Origin of the sequence: Pseudomonas sp. KBW05, from assembly GCF_003852405.1 — a bacterium.
Classification (GTDB): domain Bacteria; phylum Pseudomonadota; class Gammaproteobacteria; order Pseudomonadales; family Pseudomonadaceae; genus Aquipseudomonas.
On the sequence record NZ_QAJM01000014.1, the window covers coordinates 301,541 to 325,157 of the forward strand.

Below are 23,617 nucleotides of genomic sequence, written 5' to 3' on the forward strand. Positions count from 1 at the left end.
ATCTCTCCACTAACTGTGTTGGAAAAGCTCAGGACGCCGGCTGCTCAGTAGGAGCTTTCGCCAGCGCTTGTGGCCTGGACCTGGAAAATAAGTGAGAATGCGGCCCACTGCGGGACGGCAAAATCGCGCCTATCATATCCAAGATTCGTCATCAGCTTAAGGCCCAGGGCTCAAATGAAACGATCTGCTTTCTTTATCTCCGACGGCACCGGCATCACCGCCGAAACATTGGGTCAAAGCCTGTTGGCGCAGTTCGAAAACATTACCTTCGCCAAATTCACGCGGCCGTATATCGACAGCGTGGATAAAGCGCGGGCCATGGTACAACAAATCAATCTGGCGGCTGAAAAAGACGGCTTTCGGCCGATCATTTTCGACACCATTGTCAATCAGGACATTCGTGAGATCCTCGCGACTTCCAATGGTTTCATGATCGACATCTTCTCGACGTTCCTCGCACCACTGGAACAAGAGCTGAGTGAACACTCCTCGTACTCGGTAGGAAAGTCCCATTCCATTGGGCACAACTCCAACTATATGGAGCGTATCGAGGCGGTGAACTTTGCCCTCGACAACGATGACGGCGCCCGCACGCACTACTACGACAAGGCCGACCTGATCCTGGTGGGCGTGTCCCGCTGCGGCAAGACGCCGACCTGCCTGTATATGGCCATGCAATTCGGCATCCGCGCGGCCAACTACCCGCTGACCGAGGACGACATGGAGCACCTGACGCTGCCTGCAGCCTTGCGCTCACACCGGCACAAACTGTTCGGCCTGACCATCGACCCGGACCGCCTCACCTCGATCCGCAACGAGCGCAAGCCCAATAGCCGTTACTCCAGCTATGCACAGTGCGAATTCGAAGTGCGCGAAGTAGAAAATCTGTTCCGTCGCGAGAATATTGCGCATATCAATTCCACGCACTTTTCGGTGGAAGAGATTTCCGCGAAGATTCTGGTGGAGAAGGGTGTGGAGCGGCGGTTCAAGTAGTTGTGTTGCCTGGGCTGGCCTCTTCGCGGGCAAGCCCGCTCCCACACTTGACTGCATTCCAAAGCTGGAACTCGGTTAACTGTGGGAGCTGGCTTGCCTGCGATGAACGATAACGCGGTAACCCTGCCTACAACTGAAACCGCCCCCCACCCTGCCCCAGCGCCGTCGCCAACGCATCAAACCCCGCCAACAACAGCTGATCATCTCCGGATGTGTTGCAGACACTCGCCCGAATAAACTGCGGCACCGCCGTCTGCCCTACGGCAAACGCCTCGGCCGTGGCGATCAGGTAATTATTCTGCTTAAGCTCCGCCTCGATCTCCGACGCGCGCCAAGGTTCCGGGACTTCGATCCAGAAGTGCGGGCTATTGAGGTGCGTGCGGTACTCAAGCCCGGCCAACAACCCCTCGACCAGGGTTTTGCGGCGGCTGATCTCGTGGATCTGCTGACGCAACAGGTATTCCGCCGTGCCGTTTTCAATCCACTGCGTCGCCAGTTCCAGGGTCACCGGCGTGGCCATCCAGCAGGTTGAGCGCAGCGCCGCCGAAATACGGCTGACCAGCGCCGGCGGCGCATGCACGTAACCCACACGCAACCCGGCCGACACCGCCTTGCTCAAACTGCTGATCAAGATCGTACGCTCGGGCGCGAAATAACTGAGTGGTGGCGGACGATCTTCCACCAACACACCGTGGGCTTCGTCTTCGAGAATCAGCAGGTTGTGTTCCCGACAAACCCTGGCCAACGCTTCCCGGCGCGAAATCGACAGGACTGCCGTCGTCGGGTTCTGAATAGTCGGCGTGCAATACAACGCGGAAACCCGGTGGTTACGACAGACTTCATCCAAGGCCCCCGGGAGCACACCCTCCTCGTCCATCTCCAGGCCGATCAAGCGCACGCCAAGCATGCGTGCTGCGGTGATCAACCCCGGGTACGTCAATTGTTCGGTGACCACCGTATCGCCAGCGCGCAACAACGCCATCATCGCGCAGAGCAAACCATGCTGGCCGCCATTGACGCAGATGACCTGCTCGGGAATCGGATGGAAGTCACGCTGCACCAGCCATTGCGCGCCGGCTTCGCGGTAACGCGGCAGGCCTGCATCGGGCGTGTAGGCGCTGATGTCCTGGAGAAACTTGGCGCTGGTCGCCAGGGTTTGCAGGCTCTGGGCGAGAAACGTCGTCTCCTGCCCGGGGATATGCATGTTGCGGCTCATGTCGAAGTATTGGCGCGGCTCTTCGCTGAAGTTACGAAAGCCTTCATCACGCTGGCGCTCCATCCCACGCTTGCGCACGAAAGTGCCGTCACCCACCCGCGCCACGACCAGACCCAGGCGTTCCAGTTCGCCGTAGGCCCGGCTGATGGTGCCGATGGTCACCCCAAGATTGTCGGAAAGCACCCGGTGGGGCGGTAGCTTTCGTCCTGGTTCAATCAGCCCTTCGAGGATGCCCCGTTCCATGACATCGGACAGGCGCTTGTACTTCACGCCCTGCCCGCTGGACAACCCCTCACGCATAATTGACACCATGTCAATATTTGTTTTGACAGCCATCTTTCGCCCTAATAGTGTGCTTTTACGGGTTCAATCGCCGAATTTAATAACTCATTACAAGTTCAATATAGAGTTCAATTCCGGCTCAGGGAAGCAATAAACGATGCCAATGTCCGCCGTTCTCGAAAACGCTGAAAAAACCAAATCCCAGAAACAGTGGTTGGCCGGCCTGGTCACCAGCCTGATGTTTCTCATCGTGTGCCTGAGCTGGGGCACCACCTGGCTGGGGATCAAGATCGCCGTAGAGAGCGTGCCGCCGCTGACGTCCGCGGGCCTGCGCTTCCTGATCGCCTTCCCGCTGTTCCTGTGTTTTGCCATGGTGCGCCGCGAGCCGATCCTGTTCCCCCGGGAAAGCCGCTGGTTCTTTGTGTTCGTGACCCTTTCCTACTTCAGCGTTCCGTATTACCTGCTCAACTACGGCGAGATGCATGTGTCGTCCGGCCTGACCGCCCTGCTGTTCAGTTGCATGCCGGTGTTCATCCTGATTTTCTCCGCGCTGTTCCTGCGCGAGCGCATCTACTTCTCCCAGGTGGTCGGCATCGGTATCGGTTTCGGCAGCCTGTACATGATCATCAAGAGCCAGGGCCTGCACCTGGACCACGCCGAGTTCTTCGGGGTACTGGCGATTCTGACCGCCGCGATCATGCACGCCTTGTGCTACGTCATTACCAAGCAAAAAGGCAGCGCCATCAGCGTGATCACCTACAACACCCTGCCCATCGGCATTGCCGGGCTGATGCTGTTCGTGGCCGGGCTGTGGTTTGAAACCCCCAGCTTCGACAGCATCACCCTGCGCTCCTGGAGTGCGCTGTTCTACCTCGGCCTGGTGGCCTCGGTCGGTGGCTTCATCGTGTACTTCATGCTGCTCAAGCGCCTGAGCCCGATCATCCTGTCGTTCGTGTTCATCATCTTCCCGGTGTTCGCGGTGATCATCGGCGCCTGGTACGAAGGCGTGGCGATTTCCCGCGACCTGATGCTGTATTCGGCCATCCTGCTGGCCGGTTTTGCGATCACCAAGTTGCCGGTTGAAAAACTCCTGGCCAAGAAAAAATGACCCTCAACAAACGCGAGAGAAACATGGACGTCCTCCGCCCAAAAGCCCTGGAACAGATCTACGCCCACGCCAGCCGCAGCTATCCCGAGGAATGCTGTGGTTTCGTCTTCGCCGACGGCAGTGTGCACCTGGGCAGCAATATCCAGAACGAGCTGCACCGCAAGAACCCCGAGATCTACCCGCGCACCGCCGCCAACGGCTACACCTTCTCGGTGGCCGACACCCTGCTGCTGAACAAGGCGTTTCGCAGCGACAACCCGGTGGTGGTGATCTACCACTCCCACCCCGACGTCGGCGCCTACTTCAGTGACGAAGACCAGGACAAGGCGCTGTTCATGGGCGAACCGATCTTCCCCGTGAGCTACCTGGTGGTCGATGTTCGCCAGGGCCAGGCCCTGTGTTCAAAGCTGTTTGCCTGGGATGGCAAGCATTTCGCCCTTAACCCTTTCAACGACCTGCACACGGAGTTGTCCATGAACGCTGTCTCTTTCCCCGACATTCTGGTTCGCGTGGCCAAGCTGCCAGAATCGACCCTTGAGGGCACCGGATCGACATTGCGCGAAGTCATTGAAAACCTCTGCACCAGCCACCCGCAGCTGCGCCCGCATCTGTTCCACGAAAAGAACAACCAGCTCAAGGAACACTTCCTGTTTACCGCCGAGGAAGAGCTGATCGGCGCCGACGATCCACTCCCAGGCAAAGCCCGGATCGAAGTGTTGCTCGCCACGTCCGGCGGCATGGATGTGCAGACGTTGAGCAATGAAGAAGTACAACGTTACGTGCGCCATATCACCCTGCCGGGCGTCGGCCGTGAAGGCCAGTTGAACCTGAAGAAAGCCAAGGTGCTGATCATCGGCACCGGCGGCCTGGGCTCGCCCATCAGCCTCTACCTGGCGGCGGCCGGCATCGGCACCCTGGGCCTGGTGGATTTCGACGTGGTGGAAAGCAGCAACCTGCAACGCCAGATCGTCCACGGCAACAGCACCTTAGGCATGCCCAAGGTCGAGTCCGCCAAGCAGCGCCTGCAAGACCTCAACCGCCATATCCAGATCAACGCCCACGACACCGCCCTGAATGCCGACAACGCCCTGGAACTGGTGGGCGCCTACGACCTGGTGATCGACGGCACCGACAATTTCGACACCCGCTACCTGGTCAACGACGCCTGCGTCCAACTGGGCAAACCCTTGGTGTACGGTGCCATCTACCGTTTCGACGGGCAGATCAGCGTGCTCAACTATAAAGGCGGGCCGTGCTACCGCTGTCTGTTTCCCCAGGCACCGCCCGCTGAACTGGCGCCCAATTGCAGCGCCGGTGGCGTGATTGGCGTGCTGCCCGGTGTGGTCGGGATGATCCAGGCCACCGAGGCGATCAAGTTGCTGATCGGCATCGGCGAACCCTTGTCCGGCCGCCTGATGCGCTTCGATGCGCTGGCGATGAAATTCAGCGAGATCCGCTTCAAGCGCCGCGCCGACTGCCCGTGCTGCTCGGACCTGCGCCACAGCGCAACCCAGGCCCCGGCGGTCTGCGCCGACGCCGTGCCCGGCACGCCATCGCTGGCCGCAGAGCGCTACATCAAGCCGCGCGTGCTCAAGCAACTGCTCGAGCATCCCCGCAGCGCCGACGTACTACTGGACGTGCGCGACGCCAGCGAGCTGGAAGTGTGCAAATTGCCGGGCGTGGTACACATCCCCCTGGCCGAGCTGGATGGGCAACTCGACAGCCTCAGCCGCGACAACACCCACTACCTGATCTGTTATGCCGGCACCCGCGCCGAGCAAGCGGCCACCACCCTGCTGGCGGCCGGCTTCGCCAACACCAAAGTCCTGCAGGGCGGCATGAAACATTGGGTGCGCGACGTCGAACCCGATATGCCTTTGTATTGAGCCGGGGGCTGACTGATGCTGCATAACTCCATTCTCGACGTCATCGGCCATACGCCGATTGTGCGCCTGGCGCAGTTTTCCGAAGACCTCGGCATCGAGGTCTACGCCAAGCTCGAATCCCTCAACCCTGGCGGCAGCCACAAGGCGCGCATCGCCCTGGGCATGATCCTCGACGCCGAGCGCCGTGGCGTGCTGATCCGTGACGCCGGGCAAACCATCATCGAGCCCAGCGGCGGCAACACCGGCATTGGCCTGGTGATGGCGGGCAACGTGCTGGGCTACAAAGTGGTGCTGGTGATCCCCGACAACTACAGCCCCGAAAAGCAAAAGCTGCTGCGCCTTTACGGCGCCAAGGTGGTGCTGTCGGACAGCCGCCTGGGCAACAATTCCCACGGCGAAAAGTGCTTGGAACTGCAACTGGAAAACCCCAGCTACGTAATGCTCAACCAGCAGCGCAATGGCGCCAACCCGCAAACCCACCGCGACACTACCGCGCCCGAGATCCTGCGTGCCTTCGGTGAACGGCGCGTGGACTACTTCGTCAGCGGCATCGGCACCGGTGGCCACATCACCGGCATCGGCGAAACCCTCAAGGCCGCCTGGCCGGAGCTGCGCGTCATGGGCGTGGAGCCGGAAGAGTGCGACCTGCTGAAAAACCAGCACGCGCCGCACCATATCCAGGGCCTGTCGATCGGCCTGATCCCCAGCATCCTCAACCTGGATGTGCTGGACGGCATGCTCAAGGTGTCGCGCCAGGAGTGCATCGACATGATGAAACGCATCATGCGCACGGATGCCATCAGCCTGGGCCTGTCCTCGGCCGCCAACATGGTGGCCATTGCCAAGCTCGCCCCGGAGCTGCCCACCGAAACAGTGGTACTGACCATGGTCTACGACAATGCCGACAGCTACCTGCCCAGTTTCGAATAAGCGGTTTCCCAACCATCCAGAATGCGGGGGTGCCTCCATGGGGGGCTTTATTGACATGCAACAGCTGCACGATGAGTTGCTCACCCACCTCATCAAGACCCTGACGCCGACGCAGATGAAGCAGCTGGAACCGCACCTGGCGCCATTGGTGCAGAACGCCGCCCAGGCCGTGGCCGAAGACTTGATCGCCTATGCCTACCGTGACCCGGCGTCGCGAGGCCGGGGCGAACTGATCCTGGAGTCCTACGCCTCGTTCAAAGCGGTGCTGTTCTACCGCCTGGCGCACCTGGTGTGGAATTTCCCCGACCAGGTCAACGGCGTGTTTTCGCGCATTGCCCTCAAGCTCAGCAACCAGGGCAAGATCCTCTCCGGCGCCGAGATCCACCCGGCGGCGCGTATCGGCCGGCGTTTTGTACTCGACCACGGCTACGGCACGGTGATCGGCGAAACCTGTGAGATCGGCAACGACTGCTACATCCTTTGCGGCGTGACCCTCGGTGCCCGTGGCATCGCCAACAACCCGGACGGCAAGCGCCACCCGCGCCTGGGCAACAATGTCGAAGTCGGCTCCGGCGCGCGCGTGCTGGGCTATGTGCTGATCGGCGACAACGTATTTATCAGCCCATCCTGCGTGATCACCCAGGACGTGCCCCCAGGCACCAAGGTCAAGGTGGTCAACCAGGTGCAATTGCAAAAAAACGACGAGTCCGAGCACAGCAATTACCTCGGTGCCTTCGCCCTCGACGAGCGTCTGCACGTGGTCGGCGAAATCAACGCCAACCACAAGGTCACGGTGCTGGACGCCGACTTTCACCCCTTGCAGGGCCTGATGCTGGAGCCGACGGTGAAAGAGCGTCACCACCTGCAATTTCGCCTGCACCGCATTGAAGCCGACAGCCACCTGCCGCGCCTGCCACTGAACCTGAAGGTCTGCGGCCCGGAGTTTGAAATCACCCTGCTTTCCCCACCTGGCTTGAGTGCAATGGTGCGTCACCTGTTGCAAACCAGCCCTTTGAACGTCGGAGGTTGAACATGTCCGTGCACACCATGGAAACCCTGGCGCTGTTCGACAGCGCGCCCTACCAGAATGCGTTCAGCGCTCGGGTCATCGCCGTCAGCGAACACGGCATCGCCCTGGAGCACACGCTGTTCTATCCCACGGGCGGCGGGCAGCCGGGCGACACCGGCCACTTCACCCTGGCCGATGGCACGCGGGTCGAGGTCGTCGGCACCGTGCGCGACCCGGTGTTGCGCTCGATCATCTGGCACCAGGTGGAACACTGCCCCGAACAGTTGACCTCTGGCGTGCAGGTTGACGCCGGCCTCGATTGGGAACGGCGCTACCAGCACATGAAGATGCACACCTGCCTGCACCTGTTGTGCTCGATCATCGACGCCCCCGTGACCGGTTGCAGCATCAGTGCCGACAAAGGTCGCCTGGATTTCGACCTGCCGGAAATGACCCTCGACAAGGACAGCATCACCCGCGACCTGAACGCGCTGATCGCGCAGGCCCACACGGTGAAGGCCCTGTCGATGCCCGCCTCGGAGTATTCGACCCTGCTGCAAATCACCCGCACCCAGGCGGTTGCGCCGCCGGTGGTGCAAGGCTCGGTGCGCATCATTGAAATTGCCGGGGTGGATATCCAGCCATGCGGCGGCACCCATGTGATCAACACCGAGGAAATCGGCCGGGTGTTTTGCGAAAAAATCGAGAAGAAGAGCAAGCACAACCGCCGCGTCATCCTGCGTTTTGAATAACCCTCAAGCGGCTGGGGAGCCGATGCCCCAGGCGCTTTTCGTACAGCGAACTGACAGGAAATTTATCCGCCTGTAACATTCAGAAACGTATCATCCCACCAGCAGCCATCGTCCTGATGTGCTGCTACCTGAATCTCCGAGAAAGCGCGCCCGCCCGTTCTCGGAAGGTCTTTCGTACAGAAGCTAAGCTCACCCCATCGCCGCCCCTGAACCTGAACGCAGCAGGAATGACTGCCTATGAATAAAGTGCTCCGTCACTACATACCAGCCTCCACATTGCGCTTGCTGCCCAATCGCTGGGACCTGGTCGCCCTGCCGCTGGTGATCGGCTTTCTGCTGTTTTTTTCCATCACCGCACGGGAAACCTGGGCGCCCATCGACACGTTGCAGAGCGAGGTCATCTCCCTCGACCCGGCCAACCTGCCGGAATACGCCATGCGCACCACCCTGCGCATGCTCGCGGCGATGGTGGCGGCGCTGGTGTTCACCTTCCTCTACGGCACCCTGGCGGCAAAAAGCCGACGCGCCGAAAAACTCCTGGTACCGGTGCTCGACATCCTGCAATCGGTGCCGGTGCTCGGTTACATCTCCTTTACGGTGACCTTCTTCCTGCTGCTGTTTCCCGGCCGTGTGCTCGGCGCCGAGTTTGCGGCGATCTTTGCGATCTTCACCAGCCAGGCCTGGAACATGACGTTCAGCTTCTACCAGTCGCTGCGCATGCTGCCCCATGACCTGGTGGAAGTGTCCACCAACCTGCGGCTCTCCGGCTGGCAACGCTTCTGGAAGCTCGACGTGCCCTTTGCCATGCCCGGCCTGGTGTGGAACATGATGATGAGCATGTCCGGTGGCTGGTTTTTTGTGGTCGCCTCCGAAGCCATCACCGTCGGCGACAAGACCATCACCTTGCCCGGCGTGGGTTCGTACCTGGCCCTGGCCATCGCGCAGAAAGACCTGCATGCCGTGGGCTACGTGATCCTGGCAATGATCGCGGTGATCCTGATCTACGACCAGTTCCTGTTCCGCCCGCTGGTGGCCTGGGCCGACAAATTCCGTATGGAAACCACCGCCTCCCAGGGCGCCGCGCCGCAATCCTGGGTGCTCAACCTGATCCAGCGCACGCGCATGGTCCAGCGCATCCTGCGCCCCATCACCCGCACCATCGGCCGAATCGGCAACAAACGTTTCAGCCTGGCCGGCGGTGCGCTCAAGGCATTGCCCACGGAATCACCGGCGGCCTCCAAGGTGATCGACTGGGTGTGGGGCGCGTTGATTGCCGTGCTGACCGCCTACGCGCTGTACCACATCGTGATGTACGTCGGCACCGAAGTGACCTTCGCCGAAGTCGGCCATGTCTTTGTGCTGGGCTTGATCACCCTGCTGCGCGTGACGGGCTTGATCCTGATTGCCTCGCTGATCTGGGTGCCGCTGGGGGTGATGATCGGCCTGCGCCCGCGCTTGGCGCAAAAGATCCAGCCCGTGGCGCAGTTCCTCGCAGCGTTCCCGGCGAACCTGCTGTTCCCGGTGTTTGTCATCGTGATCCTGCACTACCACCTCAACCCGGACATCTGGCTCAGCCCACTGATCGTGCTCGGCACCCAGTGGTACATCCTGTTCAACGTGGTGGCCGGTGCCAGTGCGTTTCCCAATGACTACAAGGAAGCCGCCGCCAACTTTCGCATTCGCGGCTGGTTGTGGTGGCGCAAGGTGATGCTGCCGGGGATTTTCCCCTACTACGTCACCGGCGCGATTACCGCCTCGGGCGGTGCATGGAACGCCAGCATCGTCTCCGAGTACGTGTCCTGGGGCCAGGACAACGTGGTCGCCCACGGCCTTGGCGCCTACATCGCGCAAACCACCGCTGCCGGCGATTTCCCGAAGATCGCCCTGGGCGTGGTGGTGATGTCGATCTTTGTGGTGGTCTTCAACCGCGCAGTCTGGCGCCCGATGTACGCCCTGGCGGAAAACAAACTGCGTCTGAATTGAGGGGGATTCACCCAGATGTCTACTACGACCGAACACACCGCCGACACCCCGCAAATCTATTCGCTGAAAGACGTGAACCGGGTGTTCGGCAAAGGCAAAGATGAACTACAAGTGCTCAGCGGCGTCGACCTGAGCCTGCACGAAGGCGAGATCGTCGGCATGCTCGGCCGCTCCGGCTCCGGCAAATCGACCCTGCTGCGCATCATTGCCGGGCTGATCCAGCCATCGTCGGGCGAGGTGCATTACCACGGCGTGCCGCTGACCGGCCCGGCCGAGGGCGTGGCCATGGTGTTCCAGACCTTCGCCCTGTTCCCCTGGCTGACGGTGCTGGAAAACGTCGAAGCGGGCCTGCAAGCCTTGCAGGTCGAACGCAAGGAAACCCGCCGGCGCGCCCTGGCCGCCATCGACCTGATCGGCCTGGACGGTTTTGAAAACGCCTACCCCCGCGAGTTGTCTGGTGGCATGCGCCAGCGCGTCGGGTTTGCCCGTGGCCTGGTGGTCAACCCGACCCTGCTGCTGATGGACGAACCCTTCTCCGCCCTCGACGTGCTCACCGCCGAAACCCTGCGCACCGACTTGCTGGACCTGTGGAGTGGCAAGCAGTTGCCGATCAAGTCGATCCTGATCGTGACCCACAACATCGAAGAAGCGGTGCTGATGTGCGACCGCATCCTGGTGCTGTCCTCCAACCCCGGCCGGGTGGTCGCCGAGATCAAGGTGCCGTTTGCCCACCCGCGCAACCGGCTGGACCCGACCTTCCGGCAAATGGTCGATGACATCTACGCGCTGATGACCGACCGGCGCAGTGCCGATGCCAGCGCCGGCAAGCCCGAGTTGAAAATGAGCAGCCTGCTGCCGGAAGTCTCCACCAACCTGATGGCCGGCCTGATCGAAACCCTCGCCGCCGAGCCCTACAACGGCCACGCCGGTTTGCCCACCGTGGCCGAGCGGCGCCTGCTGGAAGTCGACGACCTGTTTCCCGTGGCGGAGATGCTGGAGCATCTGGGCTTCGCCGAACTCAAGGGCGCCGACATCACCCTCACCGACGCCGGCAAATTGTTTGCCGACTATGGCACCCAGGAACGCAAGACGCTGTTCGCCGAGCACCTGATCCAGCACGTGCCGTTGGCTGCACGCATTCACCAAGTGCTGCTCGAACGCAGCGGCCACCGCGCGCCTCGGGTGCGTTTCGAGCAGGAGCTGGAGGACTCGATGACCGAGGCGTTCGTGGAAAAAACCCTGGAAAGCGTGGTGGCGTGGGGAAGGTATGCGGAGATTTTTTCGTATGACGACCATACCGAGACGTTTAGCCTGGAGGACGTTGAAGGCAGTATGTAATTAGCTGAGACTGGCGCAGCTCAAAATGTGGGAGCGGGCTTGCTCGCGAATGCGGTGTGTCAGCCACAGATGTGTCGACTGATCCACCGCATTCGCGAGCAAGCCCGCTCCCACATTGGCCTCCATTCACTTCAGATCTCTGGTGGTTTCAGATCACGAACAGGTCCATAAACCGATTGACGGGCGTGGCCTCAAGCTTCGCCTGATCCTTGCACAACGCAAAAATCTCCCCGCTGCGCTGCGCCGTAAAGCGCGTGGCCAGGTTGGCCTTGAACTTGTCTTCCAGCAACGGAATGCCCTCCACCCGACGGCGCCGATGCCCGATCGGGTATTCCACCGCCACTTGCTCAGTGCTGGAGCCGTCCGTGAAAAACACCTGCACCGCATTGGCAATGGAGCGCTTGTCCGCCTCCAGGTATTCGCGGCTGTAGCGCGGGTCTTCGACGATGACCATCTTGGCGCGCAGCGCGTCGATGATCGGCTGGGCGGCGTGGAATTCATCCTCGTACTGCTCGGCCACCAGGTTGCCGAACGCCAGTGGCACGGCGGTCATATATTGCAGGCAGTGGTCGCGGTCAGCGGCGTTGGCCAGTTGGCCGACCTTGGAGATGATGCGGATCGCCGATTCATGGGTGGTGATCACGATACGCTCGATTTCGTGCAGGCGATCCTTGACCAACGGGTGCAAGGTCACGGCGGCTTCGCAGGCGGTTTGCGCGTGGAATTCGGCGGGAAAGCTGATCTTGAACAGCACGTTTTCCATCACGTAGGTACCGTAGGGTTGGGACAGGCTGAACGCGCGCTTGTCCTCGGGCTTGAGGGCCAGGTCCTTGTTGGTGTGGCTGAACAGCACGTCGTAGAAACCCCATTGCGCTGCGCTCAAGACGCCGGGGATGCCCATCTCGCCACGCAAGGCGATGTCGGCCAGGCGCACGCCCCGACTCGATGCATCCCCCGCCGCCCACGATTTGCGCGAGCCGGCATTCGGCGCATGGCGGTAGGTGCGTAACGCTTGGCCATCGACAAAGGCATGGGACAAGGCCGCCAGTAGTTGCTCACGGTTGGCGCCCATCAACTTGGCGGTCACGGCGGTGGAAGCCACTTTTACCAGCAACACATGGTCAAGGCCGACACGGTTGAAGGAGTTTTCCAGGGCAATCACGCCCTGGATTTCGTGGGCCATGATCATCGCGTCCAGCACCGCGCGCACGGTCAGCGGCGCGTCGCCGTTGGCCACGCGTTTTTGCGAGAGGTGGTCGGCCACGGCGAGGATGCCGCCGAGGTTATCCGAAGGGTGGCCCCATTCGGCGGCGAGCCAGGTGTCGTTGTAGTCGAGCCAGCGCACGATGCAGCCGATGTCCCAGGCGGCCTTGACCGGGTCGAGCCGGAACGAAGTGCCGGGCACCCGTGCGCCAAACGGTACCACCGTGCCTTCGACAATCGGCCCCAGGTGCTTGGTGCACTCCGGGAAACGCAGGGCCAGCAGGCCGCAACCCAGGGTGTCCATCAGGCAGTTGCGGGCGGTGTCCAGCGCGGCCGGGGAGTCGATCCGGTAGTTGAGGACGTAGTCGGCGATGTCCTGCAAGACCTGGTCGTAGTCGGGGCGGTTGTTCTGGTCGACGTTGGCGCTCATGGCAGTACTCCAAGAATGGGTTGGGGTTGGTCCTCGGGCTCACGGTTGTTGGAGAGCAGATCTTGAATGCCTGCCTTGGAATACAGATCCCCTGTGGGAGCGGGCTTGTGTGGGAGCGGGCTTGCTCGCGAAAGCGGTGGGTCAGTGAAATATGTATCGACTGAAACACCGCATTCGCGAGCAAGCCCGCTCCCACACAAGCCCTATCCCACATTGGGGATGGGTGTTGGGGCTTAGAACGCGTCGCCGGGAATGCGCACAAAGCCCTCCATCAATACCCGCGCACTGCGGCTCATGATGGCCTTCTTCACCACCCACTCCCCGTTGACTTCACTGGCCTCGGCGCCCACCCGCAACGTGCCGGACGGATGCCCGAAGCGCACCGCATTACGCTCCACACCGCCAGCGGCAAGGTTGACCAAGGTCCCGGAAATCGCCGCTGCCGTGCCGATCGCCACCGCCGCCGTGCCCATCATCGCGTGGTGCAGCTTGCCCATGGACAGCGCACGCACCAGCAGATCCACATCAGCGGCCTTGATCGCCTTGCCGCTGGAGGCCACGTAGTCCGCAGGCTTGGCGACAAACGCGACTTTCGGCGTGTGCTGGCGCTGGGCGGCTTCGTCCAGGTGTTTGATCAGGCCCATACGCAGCGCGCCGTAGGCCCGCACGGTTTCGAACATCGCCAGGGCCTTGGGGTCGCTGTTGATCGCACCTTGCAGCTCGGTGCCGGTGTAGCCGAGGTCTTCGGCGTTGATAAAAATCGTCGGGATGCCGGCGTTGATCAGCGTCGCCTTGAAGGTGCCGACGCCGGGTACTTCGAGGTCATCCACCAGATTGCCGGTGGGGAACATCGAACCACCGCCGCCCTCTTCTTCTGCGGCCGGGTCCATGAACTCCAACTGCACTTCAGCGGCCGGAAAGGTCACGCCGTCCAGCTCAAAGTCGCCGGTTTCCTGCACCGCACCGTCGGTGATCGGCACGTGGGCAATGATGGTCTTGCCGATATTGGCCTGCCACACGCGCACCACGGCCACGCCGTTGTGGGGGATGCGGGATGGGTCGACCAGCCCCGCGCTGACGGCGAACGAACCCACCGCCGCCGACAGGTTGCCGCAGTTGCCGCTCCAATCCACAAACGGTTTGTCGATGGAGACTTGGCCGAACAGGTAGTCCACGTCGTGATCGGCGCGGGTGCTCTTGGCCAGGATTACCGTCTTGCTGGTGCTGGACGTGGCGCCGCCCATGCCGTCGATCTGCTTGTCGTAGGGATCGGGGCTGCCGATCACCCGCAGCAGCAGGGCATCCCGCGCAGCCCCCGGCACCTGCGCCGCCACGGGCAGGTCGGTGAGGCTGAAAAACACGCCCTTGCTGGTGCCGCCACGCATATAGGTGGCGGGGATCTTGATTTGCGCTACGTGTGCCATGGTTACCCCTCAGGCCGTCGCCGCCGATTCCAGGAAGTCCTGGGCAAAACGTTGCAACACGCCGCCCGCCTCGTAGATCGACACTTCTTCGGCGGTGTCCAGGCGGCAGGTCACCGGCACTTCGACACGTTCGCCATTCTTGCGGTTGATCACCAGGGTCAGCGTCGCACGCGGGGTGCGCGCGCCGATCACGTCATAGGTTTCACTGCCGTCGATCTGCAAGGTGTTGCGGTCGGTGCCCGGCAGGAATTCCAGGGGCAACACGCCCATGCCCACCAGGTTGGTGCGGTGGATGCGCTCGAAACCTTCGGCGGCAATCGCTTCCACACCGGCCAGGCGTACGCCCTTGGCCGCCCAGTCGCGGGACGAGCCCTGGCCGTAGTCAGCGCCGGCGATGATGATCAGCGGTTGCTTGCGTTCCATATAGGTTTCGATGGCTTCCCACATCCGCGTGACCTGGCCTTCAGGCTCGATCCGCGCAAGGGAACCCTGCTTGACCTTGCCGTTTTCCATCACCATTTCGTTGAACAGTTTCGGGTTGGCAAACGTGGCGCGCTGCGCGGTCAGGTGGTCGCCCCTGTGAGTTGCGTAGGAGTTGAAGTCCACTTCCGGCAAGCCCATTTTCGCCAGGTATTCGCCGGCGGCGCTGTCGAGCATGATCGCGTTGGACGGCGACAGATGGTCCGTGGTGATGTTGTCCGGCAGCACCGCCAGCGGGCGCATGCCCTTGAGCGGACGCGCCCCGGCCAGCGCGCCTTCCCAGTAGGGTGGGCGGCGGATATAGGTGCTTTGCGGACGCCAGTCGTACAGCGGCGCGACTTTCGGGCCCGTGTCTTCGTGGATCGCGAACATCGGAATGTAAACTGCGCGGAACTGCTCCGGCTTGACCGACGCCTTGACCACCGCGTCGATTTCTTCGTCGCTCGGCCAGATGTCCTGCAGGCGGATTTCCTTACCGTTGGCGTCGAGACCGAGCACGTCTTTTTCGATGTCGAAGCGGATGGTGCCGGCAATCGCGTACGCCACCACCAACGGCGGCGAAGCGAGGAAGGCCTGCTTGGCGTACGGGTGAATGCGCCCGTCGAAGTTGCGGTTGCCCGACAGCACAGCGGTGGCGTACAGGTCGCGGTCGATGATCTCTTGCTGGATCACCGGATCGAGTGCGCCGGACATGCCGTTGCACGTGGTGCAGGCAAACGCCACCACGCCGAAACCGAGTTTCTCCAACTCATGGTCCAGGCCTGCGTCTTCGAGGTACATCGCCACAGTTTTCGAACCCGGCGCCAACGACGATTTGACCCACGGCTTGCGCGCCAGCCCCAGCTTGTTCGCATTGCGTGCCAACAGGCCGGCGGCAATCACGTTGCGCGGGTTGCTGGTGTTGGTGCAACTGGTGATGGCTGCGATGATCACCGCGCCGTCGGGCATTTGCCCCGGCACGTCGTCCCACTGGCCACTGATGCCTTTGGCTGCCAAATCGCTGGTGGCCACGCGGGCGTGGGGGTTGCTCGGGCCAGCCATGTTGCGCACGACGCTAGACAGGTCAAACGTGAGGCCGCGCTCGTATTGCGCGCCCTTGAGGTCATCGGCCCACAGGCCGGTGTGGCGGGCGTATTGCTCGACCAGGGTGACCTGTTCGTCTTCACGGCCGGTGAGTTTCAGGTAGGCGATGGTTTGCTGGTCGATATAGAACATCGCCGCCGTCGCGCCATATTCCGGTGCCATGTTGGAGATGGTTGCACGGTCGCCCAGGGTCAGCGCCGAGGCGCCTTCGCCGAAGAACTCCAGCCACGCGCCAACCACTTTCTGTTTACGCAGGAACTCGGTCAGCGCCAGCACCATGTCGGTGGCGGTGATGCCCGGTTGCAGCTTGCCCGTCAGTTCCACGCCGACGCTTTCCGGCAGGCGCATCCACGAGGCGCGGCCGAGCATCACGCTCTCGGCTTCAAGGCCGCCGACGCCGATGGCGATCACGCCCAGCGCATCCACATGCGGCGTGTGACTGTCGGTGCCGACGCAGGTATCCGGGAAGGCCACGCCCTCACGCACCTGGATCACCGGCGACATTTTCTCCAGGTTGATCTGGTGCATGATGCCGTTGCCCGGCGGAATCACGTCGACGTTCTTGAAGGCCTTTTTGGTCCACTCGATAAAGTGGAAACGGTCTTCGTTGCGGCGGTCTTCGATGGCGCGGTTCTTCTCGAAGGCGTCCGGGTCGAAACCACCGGCTTCGACGGCCAGGGAGTGGTCGACAATCAGCTGGGTCGGCACCACCGGGTTGACCTGCGCCGGGTCGCCACCTTGCAGGGCGATGGCATCGCGCAGGCCGGCGAGGTCGACCAGGGCGGTCTGGCCAAGGATGTCATGGCACACCACGCGGGCCGGGAACCATGGGAAGTCGAGGTCACGCTTGCGCTCGATCAACTGGCTCAGGGACGCATTGAGGGTGGCCGGGTCGCAGCGACGCACGAGGTTCTCGGCGAGCACGCGGGAGGTGTAAGGCAACGTGGCGTAGGCGCCGGGGGTGATGGCCTCGACAGCCGCACGGGCGTCGAAGAAATCCAGGCGGCTGCCGGGGAGCGGTTTGCGGTGTTCAGTGTTCATCGTCAGGACTCGGTCACGGTAGTTGCAAAAGGAAGACCTGTGCCTATCCAGAATTGAAATGCGATCCAAGTGTGGGAGCGGGCTTGCTCGCGAAAGCGGTGTGTCATTCAACACACCTGCGACTGAGACACCGCTTTCGCGAGCAAGCCCGCTCCCACATTTGATCCGGTTTCCAATTCAGGGTCGCCGGTCTTCTTACTCAGCGACGTTCGATTGCCACGAACTTGCGCTGCTCAACGCCGACGTACTCGGCGCTTGGACGGATGATGCGGTTGTTGGCGCGTTGCTCGAACACGTGTGCCGCCCAGCCGGTCAGGCGTGAGCAAACGAAGATCGGCGTGAACAATTTGGTCGGGATGCCCATGAAGTGGTACGCCGAGGCATGGTAGAAGTCGGCGTTGGGGAACAGTTTTTTCTGCTCCCACATGGTCTTGTCGATGGCTTCCGAAACCGGGAACAGCACCTTGTCACCCACTTCGTCGGCGAGCTTTTTCGCCCAGCCCTTGATCACTTCATTGCGCGGGTCGTTGTCTTTGTAGATCGCGTGGCCGAAGCCCATGATCTTGTCCTTGCGCGCCAGCATGCCAAGGGTGCCTTCGACGGCCTCTTCAGCCGAGCTGAAACGCTCGATCATTTCCATCGCCGCTTCGTTGGCGCCGCCATGCAGCGGGCCACGCAGGGAGCCAATGGCCGCAGTGACGCAGGAGTACAAATCCGACAGGGTCGAGGCGCACACGCGGGCGGTGAACGTCGACGCGTTGAATTCGTGCTCGGCGTAGAGGATCAGCGACACGTTCATCACCTTGACGTGCAATTCGCTTGGCTTTTTACCGTGCAGCAGGTGCAGGAAGTGGCCGCCGATGCTTGGCTCGTCGGTCACGCAGTCGATGCGCTTGCCGTCGTGGCTGAAGCGGTACCAGTAGCACATGATCGCCGGGAACGCGGCGAGCAGGCGGTCGGTCACGTCGTGCTGGGCACTGAAGTCTTTTTCCGGTTCGATATTGCCGAGGAACGAGCAGCCGGTGCGCATCACGTCCATCGGGTGGGCGTCGGCGGGGATGCGTTCCAGCACTTCCTTCAGGGTTTGGGGCAGGTCGCGCAGCTTGCTCAGCTTGGCGCTGTAGGCGGCCAGTTCGGTTTTGCTTGGCAGCTCGCCGTACAACAGCAGGTAGGCGACTTCTTCGAACTGCGCATCGGCGGCCAGTTCGCGCACGTCGTAGCCGCGATAGGTCAAGCCGGCACCGGCCTGGCCCACGGTGGACAGTGCGGTCTGCCCGGCCACCTGGCCACGCAGGCCGGCACCACTCAGTACTTTTGCTTCAGCCATGTCTGTTCTCCAATCTTGTATTTATAAGGAGGCGCGTTTGTTACTTCTTGGCAGCAAACAGCGCGTCGAGCTTCTGCTCGAAGGTGTGGTAGTCGATGCGATCGTAAAGCTCCATGCGGGTTTGCATGGTGTCGATCACGTTCTGTTGGGTGCCGTCGCGGCGGATCGCGGTGTAGACGTTTTCGGCGGCCTTGTTCATGGCGCGGAAGGCCGAGAGCGGGTACAGCACGATGGACACATCGGCAGCTTTCAATTGTTCGGTGGTGTACAGCGGCGTGGCGCCGAACTCGGTGATGTTGGCCAGGATCGGCGCTTTCACCCGGGCGGCGAACAGCTTGTACATCTCCAGCTCCGTGATGGCTTCGGGGAAGACCATGTCTGCGCCGGCTTCGATGCAGGCGGCGGCGCGCTCAAGGGCCGATTCCAGGCCTTCGACGGCCAGGGCGTCGGTGCGCGCCATGATCACAAAGCTGTCATCGGTGCGCGCATCCACGGCGGCCTTGATGCGGTCGACCATTTCCTGCTGGGACACGATTTCCTTGTTCGGGCGATGGCCACAGCGCTTGGCGCCGACCTGGTCTTCGATGTGGATCGCGGCCGCGCCGAACTTGATCATCGACTTGACGGTGCGCGCGACGTTGAACGCCGAGGAACCGAAGCCGGTGTCCACGTCCACTAGCAGCGGCAGGTCGCAGACATCGGTGATGCGGCGCACGTCGGTGAGCACGTCATCCAGGCCGGTGATGCCCAGGTCCGGCACGCCGAGGGAGCCAGCAGCAACACCGCCACCCGACAGGTAGATCGCCTTGAAGCCCGCGCGCTTGGCCAGCAGCGCATGGTTGGCGTTGATCGCGCCCACCACCTGCAACGGGTGCTCACTGGCGACGGCGTCACGGAAACGCTGGCCTGGGGTGCTCTTATTATTGGAACTCATCATTCACCTCGTGATTGGGCTGCGCCGTCGGGGAAGTGACGGGCGATGTTGCGTTTGGATGCGCCGATATGGCGGCGCATCAACAGTTCGGCCAGTTCACCGTCGCGATCGGCAATCGCGTCCAGAATGCGGTGGTGCTCGGCAAAGGCCTGGCGTGGACGATTGGGGGTGGCGGAGAACTGGATGCGGTACATGCGCACCAACTGATACAGCTCGCCGCAGAGCATTTGCGTGAGGGTGCGGTTGCCGGCGCCCTGGATGATCCGGTAGTGAAAGTCGAAATCGCCTTCCTGCTGGTAATAGCCGACGCCGGCCTGGAACGCTTCGTCGCGTTCATGGGTGTGCAGCACCTGGCGCAGTTCTTCGATCTCGGCGTCGGTCATGCGCTCGGCGGCCAGGCGGCAAGCCATGCCTTCGAGGGACTCGCGGATTTCATAGAGTTCGATCAGCTCGGCGTGGCTCAGCGACACCACCCGTGCGCCAACGTGCGGCACGCGCACCAGCAGGCGCTGGCCTTCCAGGCGGTGGATCGCCTCGCGCAGCGGGCCACGGCTGATGCCGTAGGTGCGCGCCAGTTCCGGTTCGGAGATCTTGCTGCCAGGGGCGATCTCGCCCTTGACGATGGCGGCCTGGATACGGCGGAAGACGTTCTCGGACATGGTCTGGGACTCGTCCGTTGTCGCCACCGCGGCTTCCACTTGATCCAGCATATTGTCGACACCTTTAAAAGCAATGTGGCAAAAACTAGCCAATCAGCCTTGGATAGTCAAAGAATAAATGCACATTGTCGACAATCGTCTAATAACCACTTCCGCACCCCAACGGGGCATGGCCGCCTGCCAGCGCTGGCGCCAAAAAAGCATCATGTTAGAATGCCCGCCGCTTTTGCCTGACATCACCTGATGAAACGGCGCACGAGGGAGTTTGCGCAGTAATGCCAGTCGCCTTGAACTCAACATCGCACTGCACCGCCTCGGGATTTATGACACTCAAGCCCTTCCTTCTATTGATCTGCCTGCTGCTCGTGCCGGGCCTTGGCGTTGCCGCCGAGAAGACCGTGTATGGCCTCAACGAATACGCCAAGCTGGCGGGTATCGACCTTGAAGTCGCCGCCAAACTCGACACCGGCGCCAAGACCGCCTCCCTCAGCGCCCGCGATATCAAGCGTTTCAAGCGCAACGGCGAATCCTGGGTGCGTTTCTACCTGGCCATCGACACCGCCCATTCCCACCCCATCGAACTGCCCCTGGCCCGCGTCAGCAAGATCAAGCGCCGCGCCGGTGACTACGATCCCGACGAGGGCAAGAACTACACCGCTCGTCCGGTGATTGCCCTCGATGTGTGCATGGGCACTGCTTTACGCAGCATCGAAGTGAACTTGACTGACCGCAGCACCTTCCAATACCCGCTGCTGATTGGCTCCGAAGCGCTGAAACGCTTTGATGCGCTGGTCGACCCTAGTCTTAAATACGCAGCAGGCAAACCCGCCTGCGCCACCGACGCTCATACCGCCGAGTAAACCGAATGCGCTCTCTGACCCTGCACCTGAAAATCCTGATCACCATCCTGGTGGTGCTGGGTATTTCGGTCACCGCCTACCAGATCTTCGTGCTGGGGATCCCCGTCACCGAGGACGCCACCGACGACTTGTGGAACATCGACGCCAAGGTCGAGTTCGTCGCCAACCCGAAAGACCCGGTGAAGATCCAGATGTTCGTGCCGCCGCTGAGCCGCGACTTTGTGAGCCTCAACGAGAGTTTTATCTCGAACAACTATGGGGTCAGCGTCAACCGCATCGACGGCAACCGCAAGGTCACCTGGTCGGCACGCCGCGCCAAGGGCAACCAGACCCTGTACTACCGCCTGGTGCTGACCAAGCGTTACAGCGGTGAAAAGGTCAAGGTCAAGGGCCCGACCTTCCGCGACAGTATCGCCGTGGAAGGCCCCGAGAAAATCGCCGCCGAAGCCCTGCTGGCGCCGATCCGCCAGCACTCGGCCGACGTCGAGACCTTTATTACCGAAGCGATCAAGCGCACCAACAACCTCAACGACGACAACGTCAAGCTGCTGCTGGCGGGCGACCCGTCGACGCCGCACAAGGCCAAGATCGTCGAGTTGCTGCTGTCCATCGCCCACGTGCCGGTGGAAAAAGTCCACACCATCCGCCTTGTCGCCGACCAGCCACAAACCCCGGAACTGTGGTTGCGCAGCTTCAATGGCAATGACTGGCTGTACTTCAACCCGGAAACCGGCGAACAAGGCCTGCCCGCCGACCGCCTGCTGTGGTGGACCGGCGATGAAAACCTGATCACGGTGGATGGCGGCAAAAAAGCCATGGTGACCTTCAGCCTGAACAACAGCGAAATGAACGCGATTCGCCTGGCCAAGCTGACCGACGAAAACACCGACGCCAACTTCCTCGAATACTCGCTGTACGGCTTGCCGCTGCAAACCCAGCAGACCTTCATGATCATGGTGATGATCCCGATTGGCGTGCTGGTGATCCTGATCCTGCGCAACCTGATCGGCCTGCAAACCCTGGGCACGTTTACCCCGGTGCTGATCGCCCTGGCGTTCCGCGAGACGCAACTGGGCTTCGGCATTGTGCTGTTTACGATTATTACGGCGCTGGGGCTTTCGTTGCGCTCGTACCTGGAACACTTGAAGTTGCAGATGCTGCCGAGGCTGTCGGTGGTGCTGACGTTTGTGGTGGTGTTGATTGCGGCCATCAGCCTGTTCAGCCACAAGCTTGGCCTGGAGCGCGGCTTGTCGGTGGCGCTGTTCCCGATGGTGATCCTGACCATGACCATCGAACGCCTGTCGATCACCTGGGAAGAACGCGGCGCCAACCATGCGCTGAAAGTCGCGATTGGCACGCTGTTCGCTGCGTCCCTGGCGCACCTGATCATGAGCGTGCCGGAACTGGTGTACTTCGTGTTTACCTTCCCGGCGATCCTGTTGATCCTGGTGGGCTTCATGCTGGCCATGGGTCGTTATCGCGGGTACCGCCTGACCGAGCTGGTGCGTTTCAAGGCGTTCTTGAAGGCTGATAAGTAATGTTCGGTTTCTGGAAGACCTGGAAAGCCCTGGAAGCGCGGGGAATCATGGGCATCAACCGGCGTAACGCCGACTACGTGCTCAAGTACAACAAGCGCAGCCTGTACCCGATCGTGGATGACAAGATCATCACCAAGGAACGGGCCATCGCCGCTGGCATCCACGTGCCGGAAATGTACGGGGTGATCTCCACCGAGAAGGAAATCGACAAGCTCGACGAGATCATCGGCGGGCGCAGCGACTTTGTGATCAAGCCAGCCCAGGGCGCCGGCGGCGACGGCATCCTGGTAGTGGCGGACCGCTTCGAGGGGCGCTATCGCACGGTGTCGGGCAAGATCATCAGCCACGAGGAGATCGAGCATCAGATCTCCAGCATCCTCACTGGCCTGTATTCCCTGGGCGGCCACCGTGACCGCGCGCTGATCGAATACCGCGTGGTGCCCGACCAGATCTTCAAAAGCATCAGCTACGAAGGCGTGCCGGACATCCGCATCATCGTGCTGATGGGCTACCCGGTGATGGCCATGTTGCGCTTGCCGACACGCCAGTCCGGCGGCAAGGCCAACCTGCACCAGGGTGCCATCGGCGTGGGTGTGGACCTGGCCACCGGCCTGACCCTGCGGGGCACCTGGCTGAACAACATCATCACCAAACACCCCGACACCACCAACGCGGTGGATGGCGTGCAACTGCCCAACTGGGACGGTTTCATGAAGCTCGCGGCCGGTTGCTATGAGTTGTGCGGGCTGGGTTATATCGGCGTGGACATGGTGCTCGACCAGGAAAAAGGCCCACTGATCCTGGAGCTGAACGCGCGGCCGGGGCTGAATATCCAGATCGCCAACGACTGCGGTTTGACCTTGCGTACCCATGCGGTGGAAGCGCGACTGGAAGAGTTGAAGGCCGCTGGCGTGACGGAAACCCCAGAAGAACGGGTGAAGTTTGTGCAGGAGATGTTTGGGCATATTCCGCCGGTTGAAGGCTGAACACCAATCAAATGTGGGAGCGGGCTTGCTCGCGAATGCGGTGGATCAGTTGAAATATCTGTGACTGACACACCGCATTCGCGAGCAAGCCCGCTCCCACATTTGAACCGCGCTCTAGGACCAAATTCTTCGGGGAGCTACAATCCCCTCCCCCA

Annotated in this window: 18 protein-coding genes; 11 read left to right on the plus strand and 7 right to left on the minus strand. The window is 61.7% G+C overall.

Going from position 1 to position 23,617, the window contains the following annotated elements:
* The first annotated feature begins 174 nt into the window (after nucleotides 1-174).
* A complete protein-coding gene (locus DBR46_RS13940; RefSeq protein WP_017739558.1) occupies nucleotides 175-993 on the plus strand; it encodes a pyruvate, water dikinase regulatory protein in 819 nt (272 codons plus the stop codon).
* A gap of 127 nt (nucleotides 994-1,120) precedes the next feature.
* Here DBR46_RS13940 and DBR46_RS13945 read toward each other — a convergent pair whose 3' ends face one another.
* The gene (locus DBR46_RS13945) at nucleotides 1,121-2,545 is read right to left on the minus strand and encodes a PLP-dependent aminotransferase family protein (RefSeq protein ID WP_124526657.1); all 1,425 of its coding nucleotides are present in this window, start codon (nucleotides 2,543-2,545) and stop codon (nucleotides 1,121-1,123) included.
* A 160-nt stretch (nucleotides 2,546-2,705) separates the two neighbouring features.
* Between DBR46_RS13945 and DBR46_RS13950 the strand changes: the two genes are divergently transcribed.
* The 7 genes from DBR46_RS13950 to DBR46_RS13980 all read left to right on the plus strand — a co-directional run bounded on the left by DBR46_RS13950 (nucleotide 2,706) and on the right by DBR46_RS13980 (nucleotide 11,497).
* Complete coding sequence (locus tag DBR46_RS13950) at nucleotides 2,706-3,599, plus strand: DMT family transporter (RefSeq protein WP_177325364.1); 894 nt, start codon at nucleotides 2,706-2,708, stop codon at nucleotides 3,597-3,599.
* A gap of 23 nt (nucleotides 3,600-3,622) precedes the next feature.
* A complete protein-coding gene (gene moeB / locus DBR46_RS13955; protein ID WP_124526658.1) occupies nucleotides 3,623-5,485 on the plus strand; it encodes a molybdopterin-synthase adenylyltransferase MoeB in 1,863 nt (620 codons plus the stop codon).
* A 15-nt stretch (nucleotides 5,486-5,500) separates the two neighbouring features.
* Entirely contained in the window at nucleotides 5,501-6,415 is a 915-nt protein-coding gene (locus DBR46_RS13960; protein WP_017739554.1) for a PLP-dependent cysteine synthase family protein, read from the plus strand.
* 37 nt (nucleotides 6,416-6,452) lie between these two features.
* Nucleotides 6,453-7,445 carry a serine O-acetyltransferase gene (locus DBR46_RS13965; protein WP_124526659.1) on the plus strand — a complete coding sequence of 331 codons (993 nt, stop codon included), beginning with the start codon at nucleotides 6,453-6,455 and terminating at the stop codon, nucleotides 7,443-7,445.
* Nucleotides 7,446-7,447: 2 nt separating this feature from the next.
* Nucleotides 7,448-8,176 (plus strand): alanyl-tRNA editing protein, encoded by a 729-nt coding sequence (locus DBR46_RS13970; RefSeq protein WP_124526660.1) that lies wholly within the window; start codon nucleotides 7,448-7,450, stop codon nucleotides 8,174-8,176.
* Nucleotides 8,177-8,413: 237 nt separating this feature from the next.
* On the plus strand, nucleotides 8,414-10,159 hold the full coding sequence (locus DBR46_RS13975) for an ABC transporter permease subunit (protein WP_124526661.1): 1,746 nt from the start codon (nucleotides 8,414-8,416) through the stop codon (nucleotides 10,157-10,159).
* A 15-nt stretch (nucleotides 10,160-10,174) separates the two neighbouring features.
* Complete coding sequence (locus DBR46_RS13980) at nucleotides 10,175-11,497, plus strand: AAA-associated domain-containing protein (RefSeq protein ID WP_124526662.1); 1,323 nt, start codon at nucleotides 10,175-10,177, stop codon at nucleotides 11,495-11,497.
* Between the two features lie 148 nt (nucleotides 11,498-11,645).
* On the opposite strand, the gene prpD is transcribed toward DBR46_RS13980, so the two are convergent.
* The 6 genes from prpD to DBR46_RS14010 form a co-directional block, all read right to left on the minus strand.
* Nucleotides 11,646-13,130: a 2-methylcitrate dehydratase gene (gene prpD / locus DBR46_RS13985; protein ID WP_124526663.1), complete on the minus strand. Its 1,485-nt coding sequence runs from the start codon at nucleotides 13,128-13,130 to the stop codon at nucleotides 11,646-11,648.
* A gap of 233 nt (nucleotides 13,131-13,363) precedes the next feature.
* On the minus strand, nucleotides 13,364-14,554 hold the full coding sequence (prpF, locus tag DBR46_RS13990) for a 2-methylaconitate cis-trans isomerase PrpF (RefSeq protein ID WP_124526664.1): 1,191 nt from the start codon (nucleotides 14,552-14,554) through the stop codon (nucleotides 13,364-13,366).
* 9 nt (nucleotides 14,555-14,563) lie between these two features.
* Nucleotides 14,564-17,158, minus strand: a complete 2,595-nt coding sequence (gene acnD / locus DBR46_RS13995) for a Fe/S-dependent 2-methylisocitrate dehydratase AcnD (protein ID WP_124526665.1) — start codon at nucleotides 17,156-17,158, stop codon at nucleotides 14,564-14,566.
* A 199-nt stretch (nucleotides 17,159-17,357) separates the two neighbouring features.
* Nucleotides 17,358-18,485: a 2-methylcitrate synthase gene (gene prpC / locus DBR46_RS14000; RefSeq protein ID WP_124526666.1), complete on the minus strand. Its 1,128-nt coding sequence runs from the start codon at nucleotides 18,483-18,485 to the stop codon at nucleotides 17,358-17,360.
* Between the two features lie 40 nt (nucleotides 18,486-18,525).
* Nucleotides 18,526-19,419: a methylisocitrate lyase gene (prpB, locus tag DBR46_RS14005; RefSeq protein WP_017739215.1), complete on the minus strand. Its 894-nt coding sequence runs from the start codon at nucleotides 19,417-19,419 to the stop codon at nucleotides 18,526-18,528.
* Nucleotides 19,419-20,129 (minus strand): GntR family transcriptional regulator, encoded by a 711-nt coding sequence (locus tag DBR46_RS14010; RefSeq protein ID WP_124526667.1) that lies wholly within the window; start codon nucleotides 20,127-20,129, stop codon nucleotides 19,419-19,421. Before DBR46_RS14010 ends, prpB begins: the two co-directional genes overlap by 1 nt.
* Before the next feature lie 272 nt (nucleotides 20,130-20,401).
* Between DBR46_RS14010 and DBR46_RS14015 the strand changes: the two genes are divergently transcribed.
* Genes DBR46_RS14015 through DBR46_RS14025 form a run of 3 tightly spaced genes read left to right on the plus strand, consistent with a single transcriptional unit; the run spans nucleotide 20,402 to nucleotide 23,462 of the window.
* Nucleotides 20,402-20,938: an ATP-dependent zinc protease gene (locus DBR46_RS14015; protein WP_124526727.1), complete on the plus strand. Its 537-nt coding sequence runs from the start codon at nucleotides 20,402-20,404 to the stop codon at nucleotides 20,936-20,938.
* Nucleotides 20,939-20,943: 5 nt separating this feature from the next.
* Nucleotides 20,944-22,476, plus strand: coding sequence for an inactive transglutaminase family protein (locus DBR46_RS14020; protein ID WP_124526668.1), 1,533 nt, complete (start codon nucleotides 20,944-20,946; stop codon nucleotides 22,474-22,476).
* Nucleotides 22,476-23,462 (plus strand): alpha-L-glutamate ligase-like protein, encoded by a 987-nt coding sequence (locus DBR46_RS14025; protein ID WP_027603666.1) that lies wholly within the window; start codon nucleotides 22,476-22,478, stop codon nucleotides 23,460-23,462. Before DBR46_RS14020 ends, DBR46_RS14025 begins: the two co-directional genes overlap by 1 nt.
* Nucleotides 23,463-23,617: the final 155 nt, after the last annotated feature.